Consider the following 12,684-nt stretch of genomic DNA (forward strand, 5'->3'; position numbering starts at 1 on the left):
GCGGCTTCGACGATCTCCAGATCGCCGTGGTAGCGCTTCTCATTCGCGCTGCGACGACGGATGCGAAGTTCACGAGCGATGAGCGCGAAACGATCCGTCGCATCGCCACTGCCGCGTTTCATCTTTCGCCGCAAGAGGTCGACCGGCTGATCGCCGCCGCCGAGGGCGAGGAAGCCGGGACGATGGATCTTTTTCGCTGGGCGCAAACGATCAAGCGCGCTTATGGCGAGGAGGAGCGCATCGCGCTGATTGAAAAAATGTGGGAGGTCGTCTACGCCGATGGCCAACTCGACGACTATGAAGCCAACCTGTTGCGGCGTGTCGCTGGCCTGATATACGTTCCCGACCGGGATTCAGGGCAGGCGCGCCAGCGAGTGCTCGCCCGGCTCGGCATGGAACCTCGGTCCTGACGGGTCCGAACGGACGAAGAAGCGCCCGCCGGCGGGATGGCGGACGCGATGGAGAGTGAGATGACTTACGTTGTGACCGAAGCCTGCATCCGCTGCAAATACATGGATTGCGTGGAGGTGTGCCCCGTCGATTGCTTCTACGAAGGCGACAACATGCTCGTCATCCATCCCGACGAGTGCATCGATTGCGGCGTTTGCGAGCCGGAATGCCCCGCCGAGGCCATCAAGCCCGACACCGAGCCGGGCCTCGAGCAGTGGCTTGAGGTCAATGCCGAGTATGCTTCGAAATGGCCGAACATCACGGTGAAGCGCGAGCCACCCTCCGATGCCGATGATTGGCAGGGCGTGGAAGGAAAATTCGACAAGTATTTCTCGGCCGAGCCCGGCCAGGGCGACTGACGCGGGGGCAGCGCCCCGGCGCGCTTCGTCCCCATAACGCACATAATGCGGCAGGCCCGCTCCGGCCTATGTCCATGCCTGCAAAAGGGTTTTGCGAGGCCCGCCTTCCCTTTAGGCGGCGTTCGTGGTATGTTGTCTCAAGTTTGAAATTTCGCGAGACAAACGCGAACTGAACAAGAAAGCCCGACAATCAAGACTTAAACTTTTTAGTTTAGGTCTTTGGTACAGCGATCTGGAGCCGGAACGGTCTCCCGATAGCGGCAGAGGACGGATCGGCCAAGCGAGTTGCCGGTCGGCCCTGCGTGAAAAGCACAAGGTCAAGAACGGCCGAATCCCGTGGCGTTTTACGGCGTCAGGGGCAGGGTCAGGCTTTTTGACGGAGCAGTTTCGTTTCGCATACATGGACAGGACCGGCCGGAAGAACATCTTCAGGCCTAGTCCTATGGGTTAGGAAATCCTATGACGACCAAAGCGCAGAAGGCTTCCAAGTCCATCGCCGGCTCGGCCGGCAAGGCGAAATCCGGTGCGGCCAAGGCGCCGGCCAAACCCGCGAGGGTCAAGGCCAAGGCTGCCAGCGCATCCGTGAAACCGAGCCGAAGCACGAAACCGACGCCCTCGAAACCTGCCTCGCAGGCGCCCAAGGCCGCCGCGAAGCCCGCCGCCAAGGCGAAGCCGGCCGTGGCAAAGACGGCGGAGAAGAAGCCCGCCCCCGCCAAGGCCGCCAAGCCTGAAGCGAAGGCCGCTGCGAAGGCTCCGGCTCCCGCGGTGAAGACAAAGGCCGAGGCGCCGAAGGCCCATAAGCCGGAAGCCCACAAGCCGGAGGCGAAGGCCGCCGCGCCGAAGGCTGCCGCCCCCAAGGCCGAGGCCACCAAGGAGGAGAAGAAGGCGCCTGCGAAGCCCGCCTTCAAGGCCAAGGAATTCGTGGTCTATCCGGCCCATGGCGTCGGCCAGATCCTCGACATCGAGGAGCAGGAAGTCGCCGGCTACAGGCTCGAGCTTTTCGTCATCAACTTCGACAAGGAGAAGATGACGCTCCGCGTTCCGACCAACAAGGCCCAGGCCGTCGGCATGAGGAAGCTCTCGGACTCGAATGTGGTCGATTCCGCCATCGAGACGCTGCGCGGCCGCGCCCGCATCAAGCGCACCATGTGGAGCCGCCGGGCGCAGGAATATGAGGCGAAGATCAATTCCGGCGATCTCATCTCGATCGCCGAAGTGGTCCGCGATCTCTACCGCTCCGAGCGCCAGCCGGAACAGTCCTATTCGGAGCGCCAGCTCTATGAGGCCGCGCTCGACCGCATGGCGCGCGAAGTGGCCGCCGTGGAGCGGATCGGCGAGGATGCCGCGATCCTGCGCGTGGAGGCAGCGCTTCAGGGCGGCTCCGGACGCGGCGAGAAGGGCGGCAAGGCCGCGCCCGAGACGGAATCCGAGGATGAGACCGAAGCCGCCTGAGCCTGCTCGCGGCGCTGACATGATTTAAGGGCCCGGCCTCGCGCCGGGCCTTTTCTTTGCAGCCTCGTCCGGCCCGTCTAATCCGTGACGATCTTCACCAGCATGCCTGGCTTGAGCTGCCTGCCCTGCCCGAGCCCGTTCAGGACGCGGAAGCGCTCGACCTTGTAGTCGGAAAAGGCCATGCGGGAGGCGAGCGTCGCCACCGTGTCTCCCGGCTGCACGGCCGCGATGCGGATGCGCAGCGGTTTCACCGCGCGAGCCTCGGCCTCCGAAAGACGCCGGAAGCTCATGGCCACGTCTCTCAGCGCCGCATTGTAGCGCGTGCCGGCCTCGGGCTTCGTTCCCATGAGGAAGCGATAGACCGTGCCCGGCTCCGCCTCGATGGCGACGAGCTGCGCGTTGTACTCCCCGACGACGGCCGCCGATGCCGCCGCATTCATGCCGTTGATCGTGAAACGCTGAAGCCCCTGGAGTTCGACGCCCTTGGCCCAGACCGATGTGAGATAGGTGGCGATATCCGTGCCCGGCGCCTTCTGTCCCGAATCGAACTTGACCACCGTCTTTCCTGGCCCCTGCGCTATGACGGCCTTGGCCGTATTCGTCATGACGAAATCCTTAGGCACCGAGAAGGCGATACGAAGCTTCGGATGCATGAACATCTGCCCACGGACGATGCCGTTTTCGGGGCTGTCGCCATAGATGAGCCCGTCAATGGCGCGCATGAAGCTTTCGCGCTGGCGGTCGCCCGTGCCCGGCTGCATGCCGGTTTCATCGGCATGGGCGCGTGCCGCCGCCACGCGGTCGGGCGTTGCCGGATGGCTCGCAAGCCAGTCCATGCCCGAGCCGCTCTGCTTCTGGCGACTGACAAGCGCGCTCAGCTGTTCCTGCGCATCCATGGTTTGCAGGAAATCGGCCTCGGCATAGGGGTCGTAGCCCGCCCGTGCCAGATAGCGCACGCCGATCGTATCCGCCTCGAACTCCTGATCGCGCGAGTAGCTGGCAAGAAGCCCCTGCCCGCCCATACTGACGGCCTGATTCACTGCGCTGGAACCGACGACCGCGCCGAGCACCGCGCCGACAACCGAGGCGCCGAGCGCCGCCGTCTGGCGCTGCGCGCTGTGCCGCGCGACGACATGGCCGATCTCATGGCCGAGCACGCCTGCAAGTTCCGCCTCATCATCGACAAGCGAGAGCAGGCCGCGCGTCACATAGACATAGCCGCCCGGAAGCGCGAAGGCATTGACGATGGGGCTGTCGAGAACCGTGACCCGATAGGCGATATCCGGTCGGTCCGAGCCCTTGGCGATGCGCGAGGTGACCTTTGCGACATAGGCGCCGACGCGCTCGTCGCCATAGACGCCGCCATAGGTCTCGAGGATTTTCGGATGGGCGTCCGCGCCCGCCCGCGCTTCCTGCTCGGGCGACATGAGCGGCGCGATATGCGTGCGCCCTGTGGCGGGATTCGTCGTGCAGCCCGCAACAAACAGGAGCGCCCCGAGCGCCAGTGAAAAGCCGGAACGGCGCAACATCTCAGTTCCCGCGCGTCTTTCCGTCCGTCTTGCCTGCATCCCGCGCACCTCGCCCGGCGTCCAGAATTTCGATCTGCTCGGGATGGGTGATCGTCACTGCCGGCCCGTTGAAGCGCTCGATGAAGCCGCGGACGCGGATCCTCCGTCCTTCCAATGCCGACAAATCTCCGACCGAATCCACACCGGCTGCGAAAAGCTTAACGTCGGCGGGTTCGACTGTCACCGTGAAGTCCCGCCGCCAGTCCTCGCCGAAATTGAGATAGACGCGCCTGGCGATGACCGAGACGCGCGCGACCCGTCCCTCGACGATCTGAAAGCTGCCTTCGAGCCGCGACAGCGCCTCGACGCTTTCCGCATCGCGAAGCTCATAAAGGGGATCGGCCCAGATGCCGCGCGAAAGGGCGCGGGCGCGCGCCTCGAGTTCGAGAAGATGACGGACGCAGACGCGCCTGTCCGGCGCGCTCCTCACCCGGGCGAACCCCGCCTCGACCAGCCGCTCCTGCGCGGTGCCGCCATCGGCAAGCATGAGAAAGGCGATGATGCGGCCATGGCGATCGCGATTGAGCTTGCCCGCATTGAGCGCAACGGGCCCCCGGGCGACGAGTTCGGAGAGATAGCGTCGCGCGTCATCGGCATGCTTCGCGCCCTTGCCTCCGGCAGACACCGGACGCGGCACCTCGATACCCGAGAGCAGGATCTTGCGCCCATCGGCAAGGCGAAGCTCCGCCGCGCCCATGCCCCCCGCAATCTCGATCCCGGCAATGGTGACCGGCTCACCCCGCCCGAGCTTGCAGGCGAAGGCATCCGGAACGAATGACAGCAGAAGAAAGATGCCGCTGATCGCGATCCGCGCGGCGGACGACATGGGTTGGCCTTGTCAGTCGTCGGATACGGGCGCCGGCGCGCTGAGAGCGATGATGGCGGCCTCCGTGCGATTGCGCACGCCGAGCGCATGCAGGATCGCATTGACGTGCAGCTTCACCGTCGCGACCGATATGCCGAGAACCTGCGCGATCTCCTGATTGGAGCGGCCCTTGCCCAGTTCTATCAGAACCTCGCGCTGGCGCGGCGTGAGCTTTTCCTGCCCGCCCGCGATGAAGGCCTCGGGCGCCTCGGCAAACCCCTCGGGCCGCGAACTCAGCAGCGAATCGGGCACGTACCGCCCGCCCATCTCGATGTGGCGCAGCGCGCTCTCCACGAGATTGACGCCGAGATCCTTCGGGATGAAGCCTCTGACGCCAAGCTCCATCGTCTCGCGCACGAGGCTCGGCGAATCCTTGTCGCTGAAAACGACCACCCGCGAAAGGGGCGTCGCCACAAGGCGGCGCAGCGCCTCGCGCCGGTCCGCCGTGCCCGGGCCCGCCAGTTCGACGAGGATCAGATCCGCTTCCTCCGGCCGGGCCTCGAAAAGCGCCTGCGCGCCCACGCTGACATTGACGCTCGCGGCGCTGTCGAGCCGGCCGACAATGGCGGCAAGGCCGGCGCAATAGACGGGTTGCTCGCCGAGAATCAGAATGCGCATGAACGATGCCCCTTAGCTGGGCCCGCCGCCGGAGCGAAGGCGCGGGGCCCGAATTCGACCGGAGCAATCATTGCGTGTGTAGTTTCAGACACACAACCAACGACAACTTCCGGATGCAGGTGAGCTGGATTTAGGCCCATTATGGACCGAACGTAAATAGTCGGTGGGGAGTTTTTCCCACTCATGGATGAAAACTTTCGATAGCCAGCCACATGCATAGGTCTATGCACTCAGGCCAGAGACAGGCGCTCTCTAGACCTCAAGCAATAAGGATGCCGCGCGAACTCGGCCGGATTTGCAGGCGATTCGCGGCGATTCTCCTGCCCTGACGCAGGCGATCAGAGGCCGGAAACCGGCTCATAGGCTCATTTCTGGAATCGTTGCAGTATGGGAAAGGCTGACGTAGGGTGCCCACCCGTGAGCCGGGGCCCCGTAGCTCAGCCGGATAGAGCACCAGATTCCTAATCTGGGGGTCGCACGTTCGAATCGTGCCGGGGTCACCACCAATCGAGACGCGGTCTGGCTCCCCAACCGAACGGAGAGTCCAGATGCAGGTTTGGAAGACCAGGGCGCGCTCGTCGAACAAGCGAAGCCTGCTCAAGTCGCTGAGCTGGCGAACCACGGCGAGCATCGACACGTTTCTGATCGCCTGGTTCGTCACCGGGGCGCCGCTCGCAGGCGGCGCCATAGCGCTCGGCGAGATCCTGACGAAGCTCGTCTGGTATTACCTGCACGAGCGCATCTGGGCCCATATCGACCTCGAATAGCCCGCCCCACCCCTCACTCGAAGCGCAGGGCCTCGATCGGGTTGAGCCGCGCGGCGCGGCGAGCCGGGAAATAGCCGAAAGCGACGCCCACCGCCGCCGAGAAGAAGAACGCGATCACGATGACGCCGGCATCGGGCACGAAGGGTATGCCGATAAGCGCGGCCGCCGCCGCCGAAATCGCAAGCCCGATCGCGATGCCGAGAACGCCGCCCAGAAGCGAGATCGCGGACGCCTCGACAAGAAACTGCAACAGCACCTCGCGCTCATAGGCGCCGATGGCGAGCCTGATGCCGATTTCGCGCGTCCGCTCCGTCACCGAAACGAGCATGATGTTCATGATGCCGATGCCGCCGACGACGAGGCTGATGGCGGCAATCGCCCCCAGAAAGGCGGTGAGCAGCATGGTCGTTCTCTCGACGAGATTTGAAATCTCGCGCATGTCTTGAACCTGAAAATCGTCGCTCTTGCCCTGCACGATATTGCGGCGCTGCCTCAACAGCGCCTCGACGCCCTCGCGCACACGCGAAATCGCCTGCTCGCTCCGTACCGAGAGGAAGATCATCGACACATCGTCCTTGCCGGAAATGCGGCGCTGAAAGGCGAGGATCGGCAGAATGACCACATCGTCCTGATCGTTGCCGAAGCCCGAGCTTCCCTTGCCCTGGAGCAGCCCCACGATCTCGCAGGAATTCGTGCCGATCCTGAGGCGCACGCCGAGGGGGCTCTGCTGGCCGAAGAGCTTTGCCCGCACGGTCGAGCCGATCACGCAGACGGCGCGGCCCGCGCGCTCCTCCGCCTCGTCGAAGAGACGCCCCTCCTCGATGCTCCACTGCCGGGCGCGGAAATAGGCGCCCGTCGCGCCTGAAACCGTCGTCGACCAGTTGGAATTGCCATAGACTGCAAGCGCGGTGCTGGTCGACATCGGCGCCACGGCCTCGAGCCCGTCGATGCCGCGCTCGATCGCCGCGACATCGGCAAGCTTGAAGGCGGCGGCACCCGCGCTCGGCCCGTGCTGGCGGGCGCCGGGCATGACCATGAGCAGGTTCTTGCCGAGGCCCGAAATGTCGTTGGCGACCTTGCGCTGCGCGCCGCCGCCGAGCGTTACCATGGCGATGACGGCGGCAACGCCGATCACGATGCCGAGCATGGTGAGGACGGAGCGCATCGCATTGCGGCGGATTTCGCGGAGGGAAAGAAGAAGCGTCTCGAGGAGCATGATCTACCCTCCTGCTTGCGGCGTGCCGGGCCCGGCCAGATCGGCCGCGATCCGCCCGTCGAGGAAGCGCACCGCACGGCCGCAATAAGCCGCCATGTCGGGCTCATGCGTCACCATGACGATGGTGATGCCCCGCTCGCGATTGAGGCGAAGCAGAAGCTCCATGATCTCTCGCGAACGCTGGGAATCGAGATTGCCCGTCGGCTCGTCGGCGAGCAGAAGCGCGGGCTCGCTCGCAATGGCGCGCGCGATGGCGACACGCTGCTGCTGCCCGCCGGAAAGCTCCGCCGATGTGTGGGAGGCGCGATCGGCAAGACCGACGGCGGCCAGCGCCTCGCGCGCCCGCCTGTGCCGCTCGGCCCGCGCCACGCCGCGATAGATGAGCGGTAATTCGACATTCTCGAGCGCCGTCGTGCGCTTCAGAAGATTGAAGCCCTGAAACACGAAGCCGAGATAGTTGCGCCGCAGAAGCGCGCGCCGGTCGCGGTCGAGCTTGCCCGCATCGAGCCCGCGAAAGAGAAAGTCGCCGCCGCTTGGCGTATCGAGACAGCCCATGATGTTCATGCATGTCGATTTGCCGGAGCCGCTCGGCCCCATGACGGCAACGAACTCCCCGTCGCGGACGGTGAAATCGACCCGGTCGAGAGCGCGCACCTCGGTTTCGCCGCGACCGTAGATTTTCGACACGCCGCGAAACTCGATGAGCGGCGGCTCCGTGCGGTGCGACGCTGCTCCGCCCTTCATGCCTTCCCCGCCGGGGCCTTGACGTCGATGAGGACGTCCATGCCGGGCGCGACCTCGCCCCCGACAACCTCAGTGTGCTGCCCATCCGTCAGCCCGAGGTGAAGCGGAAGGGCGACGGGCGCACCCTCCTTGAGCGTCCAGACATATTTCTCGATCGCGCCCTTGCCATCCATGCGGGTGGCAGGCGGCTTCAGGCCCGGCGGGGTGAAGCGCACCGCGCCGTTCGGCACGAGAAGCGCATCCTTCTTTTCCGCCGTGACGATCTCCGCCGTCGCGGTCATGCCGGGACGGAGCGCGAGGTCTTCATTCTCCACGGTCAGGATCGCGACATAGGAGACGACATTGTTCGTGGTGCTCGCTGCGTAGCGCACGCTCCTGATCCGCGCCTCGAAACGCCTGTTGGGATAGGCATCGACGCTGAAGGTCGCCCTCTGCCCCTCGCGCACCTCGCCCACATCGGCTTCGTCGACCTTGACCTGAAGCTCCATGCGGCTGAGATCACCTGCAAGCGTGAAGAGCTTCGGCGTCTCGAAGGTCGCGGCGACCGTCTGCCCCGGCTCGACATCGCGCGAGATGACGACTCCGTCGATCGGAGACACGATGATCGCCTTGGAGAGCGAGGTTTCATCGGCGGCAAGCTGCGCCTCGTTCGACTTCACCCTCGCCTTGGCGCTTGCAAGATTGGCCTCCGCCCGCTTGAGATCGGCGAGCGCCGCATCGAGATCGAGTTCCGAGATGGCGTTCTGCCGGGCGAGCATGCGATAGCGCTTCAGCTTGGCCGCCGCCTCGATCCGCGTCGCCTCCGCCTGAAGCACGGCCGCCCGCGCGTCCTCCAGATTGGCCTTGGACTTCGCCACGGCAATGGCAAGCGAGGTGGTGTCGATCCTTGCGATGACCTCTCCCGCCTTCACATGATCGTTGTGATCGACGAGCACCTCCTCGATGCGGCCCGAAACCTCGCTGCCGACCGTGACCGAAATCACGGGCTCGACCGTGCCCGTCGCCGTCACCGTGACGCGGAGGTCGCCGCGCGTCACCGGCTCGCTCACATACCGGGCCGCATCGTCGCCGCCCGCGAGAAGCCGCCCGCCGGTGAGGATGAGGAGCGCGAGGCCGAACCCTCCGGCGAGCCGCTTATGCGCCTTCACCCAGGCGAGAATACCCCGGCCCCGCGCCTCGCCCGGCCGCAAGCCGAGTCGCGCCGCCACTTCGTCTCTCGTTTCCGTCATCGCCTGCCTACGCTACCCGCCCGATGCCCGCCCTTCGCCTCCGGGGACCATACCCCGCGGTGACCGCCTTCTCATATACGGCATATGTTCACGCGCAATGGCCCCACGCCTCATCCGGGACACAGTCCGCAAACATGATATAGCAGGGCCGGCGGTAGCCCGGCCGCGCGCATTTCGCCTCGCGCAGCCGCAGGCGCTGTGACATTCTTGCGACGCCGGGGGGAGCCGGCGGAAAACCGGAAGCAGCAGACGATTGCCATGCGGCGCATCCTGATCATCAAGCACGGCGCCTTTGGCGATGTGATCCAGTCCGAAGGCGCGCTGCGCGACATTCGCGAAAATCATCCCGGCGACGACATCACCGTCCTCACGACGCCGCTCTATCGCCGCATCTTCGAGCGCTGCCCATGGATCGATCACGTCATGATCGATCCGCGCGCGCCGCGCTGGCGCCTCGATCTCATGTGGAAGCTCGGCAGGGAGCTGAAGGCCCGGAACTTCGACATGGTCTATGACCTGCAGAACTCCGCGCGCACCGCCTCCTATTTTTACTGGTTCTTCCAGCACACGAACTGGTCTGGCACCGCGCCCGGATGCAGCCACCCGCACCGCGCGAGGAACCCGAAAAAGATCCGCACCCTCGACCGGCTCGCTGGCCAGCTCAAGGATGCGGGACTCACGATCCGCCACACGCGCAAGCCCGATGTGTCATGGCTCGCCGACGATGTGAGCGCGATCCTCGAAGGCGCGGGCGTACGCCAGCCCTACATCATGCTCATTCCCGGCTGCTCGGCGCGCCACCCCGAAAAACGCTGGCCCTATTACGCCGAACTCGCAGGCCGGCTGATCGCCGAGGGCCACGAGGTCGTGATGGCGCCGGGGCCCGACGAACTCGATCTCGCACAGACGATCCCGGGTATCAAGCTCCGGGCTTCGCGCGGATTCTTCAGCTGGTTCGAGCTTGCGGGGCTCCTGAAGCGCGCGGCCTTCGTCGTCGGCAACGATACGGGGCCGAGCCACCTCGCCTCGCATCTCGGCACGCAGGGGCTCGCGCTCTTCGGCGACTATGCGCCCGCCGCCCTCACCGGCATCGAGCGCGAGAATTTCGCCGTGATCGAGGTCCAGCAACTCGCGGCCCTGCCCGTCGAGCGCGTGCTCGACGAAATCCACCTGCGCGCGAAACTCGAGCGCAGCCCGGCCTAATCGAATTCCGTATAGGATTTTTCCTCGACGATGGCCGAGCCCGTGAGAAGGTTGATCTCCTTCTTCAGCGCGGCCCGCTTGTCGTTCTGCTTGTAGACGGAACGCGCTAGCGCGACGAATTCCTCGCCGAAATCCCTGTCCGCCTCGCACTGCCTGATGTCATCCTCGATGACCCAGAGCGCCTCGTTGACCTCTTTGAGCCGGGCCTCGAGCCGGGCGAGTTCCGCCGTGGCCGGAATATGCGCGGCGCGCGCGGCATTGAGGATGCCAAGCTCGTGACGCACGTTCCTGAGCTTCTCCACATCGCTCATGCGCTCGGATTTGATCTCCAGAATGGTGATCTTGTCGATCAGTTCGCCGGGGCCGACTTCGATGAGGATCGGCCTCGCTTCGCTCTTGCGGATCATGCTCACAGTGTCTCGTTTCGATGAAATAGCGCGCGGATTGAAACCAGTTGCTCTTATAACGGACCGATAATCGCGTTTCATCTCTTGGTTTCTGAGCTCAATCCCTGCAAACTGTCCATAATGGGGAAGGGCCGGGGAACTCGATGTCGCTGATCGCGCGCATTGTCGAGCGTCTGCGCGGCAGGCTTGAAATGCCTGAGCGGCGATCCGCCATGCGCTCGTCCGATCCATGGCTCTTCGTGGCGATCGGCGGCACCGAGCATCGCGCCCGGGACTGGTCGGCGGGCGGCGTCTGCCTCGAAACCTTCAGGGGCGAGGCCGCGATCGGCGAAATCCTCGCCGGCACGCTGCGCTGGCACAAGCGCGAACGCGGCCGCCCCTTCGCCGCCGAGGTGATGCGGATCGAACCCGGCGGCATCCTCGCGCTGCGCTGGCTCGATCTCCCTGAACGCATCCTCGACGAAATGGACGCGCGGCAGGAATAGCGCCGCACCGCTCTCGCGCTGGCCGGTGCTCCCGCGCTAATCTTCTCCCAACGAAAAACCGCAGGGAGAAAGACATGGCTTACGAAACGCTCAGCATCCGCAAGGATGGTCCCGTCGACTGGCTGACGCTCAACCGCCCCGAGGCGCTGAACTCGATCAATCCGAAAATGACCGAGGAGCTTCAGGATTATTTCGGCAGGCTCTATACCGACCATTCCGTCCGCATCGTCGTGATGAAGGGCGCGGGTCGGGCCTATTGTGCCGGCCTCGACCTCAAGGCGAGCGCCATATCGCGCACCGAGCCCGGTGCCAATTCGGGCGGCGTCGTCGCGGGCCTCAGGGGCCAGCGCGCGATTTCGGAAATCGTCATGCGCATGCGCCGCTGCCCGCAGGCGATCATCAGCCTCGTGCATGGGCCGGCCTGCGGCGGCGGCTTCGCCTTCGCGCTCGCTTCCGACATCCGCATCGCGGGCGAGAGCGCGCGCATGAACGCGGCCTTCATCCGCATCGGCCTTTCCGCCTGCGATATCGGCGTCTCCTATTTCCTGCCGCGCCTGGTCGGCGTTTCGGTCGCGTCCGAACTCATGATGACCGGCCGCTTCATCAATGCGGCGCGCGCCGAGCGCGTGGGTCTCGTTTCGGAAGTCGTGCCGGACGACGAGCTTGAGGAAGCCGCCCGCCCCTATATCGAGGAGATGCTTGCGACCTCGCCCATCGGGCTCCGCCTCACCAAGGAATGTCTCAACATGTCGGTCGATGCCGGAAGCCTCGAGGCCGCCATCGCCATGGAGGACCGCAACCAGATCCTCTGTGCTCAGACGAACGACATGAAGGAGGGCATCGCCGCCTTCCTGCAGAAGCGCAAGCCCGAATTCACCAATAGCTGAAAACGGAGAAGACGCATGGGCGAAGAAGGCCCGGCCACGGGCGAGGCGAACAAGGAAATCGTGCGCCGCTATGTGGCGGCCTTCAACGCCGGCGACTTCGGCCGGCTGCGCGCGCTCTTCACCGCCGATGCGGTGATCCAGGGCGTGCTCGGCTGGGGCAATATCGACGAGGTGGCAATGCCGGTCTGGCGCGATCTCCATGCCGCCTATGGGCTCAACCTCACCATCGAGGACATGGTGGCGGAAGGAAACATGGTCGCCGCGCGCTACACCGAGCGCGGCACTTTCCGCGCGCCCTTCCGGGGGAGCGAGCCCACGGGCAAGTCATATGAACTCGTGGCGATGGAATGGTTCGAGATGAGGGACGGAAAGATCGCGCGGCGCTGGGGCGCGCGGGACAGCGCCTCGATGCAAAGGCAGCTTGCGCCATGAGG

General features: G+C 65.1%; 15 protein-coding genes and 1 tRNA gene. 9 read left to right on the plus strand and 7 right to left on the minus strand.

The window, feature by feature from the left end; all coding sequences use genetic code 11:
- From PKA57_RS14205 to PKA57_RS14215, 3 genes are all read left to right on the plus strand, one after another.
- Window positions 1–410 (plus strand): TerB family tellurite resistance protein (locus tag PKA57_RS14205; protein WP_324301688.1); only part of this gene is annotated, 410 nt, incomplete at its 5' end.
- A 60-nt stretch (window positions 411–470) separates the two neighbouring features.
- Window positions 471–809, plus strand: a complete 339-nt coding sequence (gene fdxA / locus PKA57_RS14210; protein WP_324301690.1) for a ferredoxin FdxA — start codon at window positions 471–473, stop codon at window positions 807–809.
- Between the two features lie 459 nt (window positions 810–1,268).
- Window positions 1,269–2,261, plus strand: coding sequence for a CarD family transcriptional regulator (locus tag PKA57_RS14215; RefSeq protein ID WP_324301692.1), 993 nt, complete (start codon window positions 1,269–1,271; stop codon window positions 2,259–2,261).
- Between the two features lie 77 nt (window positions 2,262–2,338).
- Here the strand turns inward: PKA57_RS14215 and PKA57_RS14220 are convergent, their stop codons facing one another.
- Genes PKA57_RS14220 through PKA57_RS14230 form a run of 3 tightly spaced genes read right to left on the minus strand, consistent with a single transcriptional unit; the run spans window position 2,339 to window position 5,312 of the window.
- Window positions 2,339–3,790 (minus strand): M48 family metalloprotease, encoded by a 1,452-nt coding sequence (locus PKA57_RS14220; protein WP_324301694.1) that lies wholly within the window; start codon window positions 3,788–3,790, stop codon window positions 2,339–2,341.
- A 1-nt stretch (window position 3,791) separates the two neighbouring features.
- The gene (locus tag PKA57_RS14225) at window positions 3,792–4,655 is read right to left on the minus strand and encodes a thermonuclease family protein (RefSeq protein WP_324301696.1); all 864 of its coding nucleotides are present in this window, start codon (window positions 4,653–4,655) and stop codon (window positions 3,792–3,794) included.
- 12 nt (window positions 4,656–4,667) lie between these two features.
- Window positions 4,668–5,312 (minus strand): response regulator transcription factor, encoded by a 645-nt coding sequence (locus tag PKA57_RS14230; protein WP_324301698.1) that lies wholly within the window; start codon window positions 5,310–5,312, stop codon window positions 4,668–4,670.
- Between the two features lie 426 nt (window positions 5,313–5,738).
- Between PKA57_RS14230 and PKA57_RS14235 the strand changes: the two genes are divergently transcribed.
- Window positions 5,739–5,815, plus strand: a tRNA-Arg gene (locus tag PKA57_RS14235).
- A 45-nt stretch (window positions 5,816–5,860) separates the two neighbouring features.
- The gene (locus PKA57_RS14240; RefSeq protein ID WP_324301700.1) at window positions 5,861–6,079 is read left to right on the plus strand and encodes a DUF2061 domain-containing protein; all 219 of its coding nucleotides are present in this window, start codon (window positions 5,861–5,863) and stop codon (window positions 6,077–6,079) included.
- Between the two features lie 13 nt (window positions 6,080–6,092).
- Here PKA57_RS14240 and PKA57_RS14245 read toward each other — a convergent pair whose 3' ends face one another.
- From PKA57_RS14245 to PKA57_RS14255, 3 genes are read right to left on the minus strand one after another with little or no spacing between them, the layout of a single operon-like run.
- A complete protein-coding gene (locus PKA57_RS14245; protein ID WP_324301702.1) occupies window positions 6,093–7,295 on the minus strand; it encodes an ABC transporter permease in 1,203 nt (400 codons plus the stop codon).
- A gap of 3 nt (window positions 7,296–7,298) precedes the next feature.
- Window positions 7,299–8,039, minus strand: coding sequence for an ABC transporter ATP-binding protein (locus PKA57_RS14250; protein ID WP_324301704.1), 741 nt, complete (start codon window positions 8,037–8,039; stop codon window positions 7,299–7,301).
- On the minus strand, window positions 8,036–9,268 hold the full coding sequence (locus tag PKA57_RS14255; RefSeq protein ID WP_324301706.1) for an efflux RND transporter periplasmic adaptor subunit: 1,233 nt from the start codon (window positions 9,266–9,268) through the stop codon (window positions 8,036–8,038). The genes PKA57_RS14250 and PKA57_RS14255 overlap by 4 nt, the downstream gene beginning before the upstream one ends.
- Window positions 9,269–9,526: 258 nt before the next feature.
- On the opposite strand from PKA57_RS14255, the gene PKA57_RS14260 reads away from it, so the two are divergent.
- Window positions 9,527–10,471 carry a glycosyltransferase family 9 protein gene (locus PKA57_RS14260; protein ID WP_324301708.1) on the plus strand — a complete coding sequence of 315 codons (945 nt, stop codon included), beginning with the start codon at window positions 9,527–9,529 and terminating at the stop codon, window positions 10,469–10,471.
- On the opposite strand, the gene PKA57_RS14265 is transcribed toward PKA57_RS14260, so the two are convergent.
- The gene (locus tag PKA57_RS14265; RefSeq protein ID WP_324301710.1) at window positions 10,468–10,878 is read right to left on the minus strand and encodes a DUF6165 family protein; all 411 of its coding nucleotides are present in this window, start codon (window positions 10,876–10,878) and stop codon (window positions 10,468–10,470) included. The genes PKA57_RS14260 and PKA57_RS14265 overlap by 4 nt on opposite strands.
- A gap of 143 nt (window positions 10,879–11,021) precedes the next feature.
- On the opposite strand from PKA57_RS14265, the gene PKA57_RS14270 reads away from it, so the two are divergent.
- From PKA57_RS14270 to PKA57_RS14280, 3 genes are all read left to right on the plus strand, one after another.
- Window positions 11,022–11,363 carry a hypothetical protein gene (locus tag PKA57_RS14270; protein ID WP_324301712.1) on the plus strand — a complete coding sequence of 114 codons (342 nt, stop codon included), beginning with the start codon at window positions 11,022–11,024 and terminating at the stop codon, window positions 11,361–11,363.
- A 74-nt stretch (window positions 11,364–11,437) separates the two neighbouring features.
- Window positions 11,438–12,250: an enoyl-CoA hydratase/isomerase family protein gene (locus PKA57_RS14275; RefSeq protein ID WP_324301713.1), complete on the plus strand. Its 813-nt coding sequence runs from the start codon at window positions 11,438–11,440 to the stop codon at window positions 12,248–12,250.
- 15 nt (window positions 12,251–12,265) lie between these two features.
- Window positions 12,266–12,682: a nuclear transport factor 2 family protein gene (locus tag PKA57_RS14280; protein ID WP_324301715.1), complete on the plus strand. Its 417-nt coding sequence runs from the start codon at window positions 12,266–12,268 to the stop codon at window positions 12,680–12,682.
- Window positions 12,683–12,684: the final 2 nt, after the last annotated feature.

Origin of the sequence: Parvibaculum sp. (assembly GCF_035325945.1) — a bacterium.
Classification (GTDB): Bacteria; Pseudomonadota; Alphaproteobacteria; order Parvibaculales; family Parvibaculaceae; genus Parvibaculum.

Coding starts and splice junctions, on each gene's coding strand:
- fdxA (WP_324301690.1), top strand. CDS start 471: ATGACTTACGTTGTGACCGAAGCCTGCATCCGCTGCAAATACATGGAT.
- PKA57_RS14215 (WP_324301692.1), top strand. CDS start 1,269: ATGACGACCAAAGCGCAGAAGGCTTCCAAGTCCATCGCCGGCTCGGCC.
- PKA57_RS14220 (WP_324301694.1), bottom strand. CDS start 3,790: ATGTTGCGCCGTTCCGGCTTTTCACTGGCGCTCGGGGCGCTCCTGTTT.
- PKA57_RS14225 (WP_324301696.1), bottom strand. CDS start 4,655: ATGTCGTCCGCCGCGCGGATCGCGATCAGCGGCATCTTTCTTCTGCTG.
- PKA57_RS14230 (WP_324301698.1), bottom strand. CDS start 5,312: ATGCGCATTCTGATTCTCGGCGAGCAACCCGTCTATTGCGCCGGCCTT.
- PKA57_RS14240 (WP_324301700.1), top strand. CDS start 5,861: ATGCAGGTTTGGAAGACCAGGGCGCGCTCGTCGAACAAGCGAAGCCTG.
- PKA57_RS14245 (WP_324301702.1), bottom strand. CDS start 7,295: ATGCTCCTCGAGACGCTTCTTCTTTCCCTCCGCGAAATCCGCCGCAAT.
- PKA57_RS14250 (WP_324301704.1), bottom strand. CDS start 8,039: ATGAAGGGCGGAGCAGCGTCGCACCGCACGGAGCCGCCGCTCATCGAG.
- PKA57_RS14255 (WP_324301706.1), bottom strand. CDS start 9,268: ATGACGGAAACGAGAGACGAAGTGGCGGCGCGACTCGGCTTGCGGCCG.
- PKA57_RS14260 (WP_324301708.1), top strand. CDS start 9,527: ATGCGGCGCATCCTGATCATCAAGCACGGCGCCTTTGGCGATGTGATC.
- PKA57_RS14265 (WP_324301710.1), bottom strand. CDS start 10,878: ATGATCCGCAAGAGCGAAGCGAGGCCGATCCTCATCGAAGTCGGCCCC.
- PKA57_RS14270 (WP_324301712.1), top strand. CDS start 11,022: ATGTCGCTGATCGCGCGCATTGTCGAGCGTCTGCGCGGCAGGCTTGAA.
- PKA57_RS14275 (WP_324301713.1), top strand. CDS start 11,438: ATGGCTTACGAAACGCTCAGCATCCGCAAGGATGGTCCCGTCGACTGG.
- PKA57_RS14280 (WP_324301715.1), top strand. CDS start 12,266: ATGGGCGAAGAAGGCCCGGCCACGGGCGAGGCGAACAAGGAAATCGTG.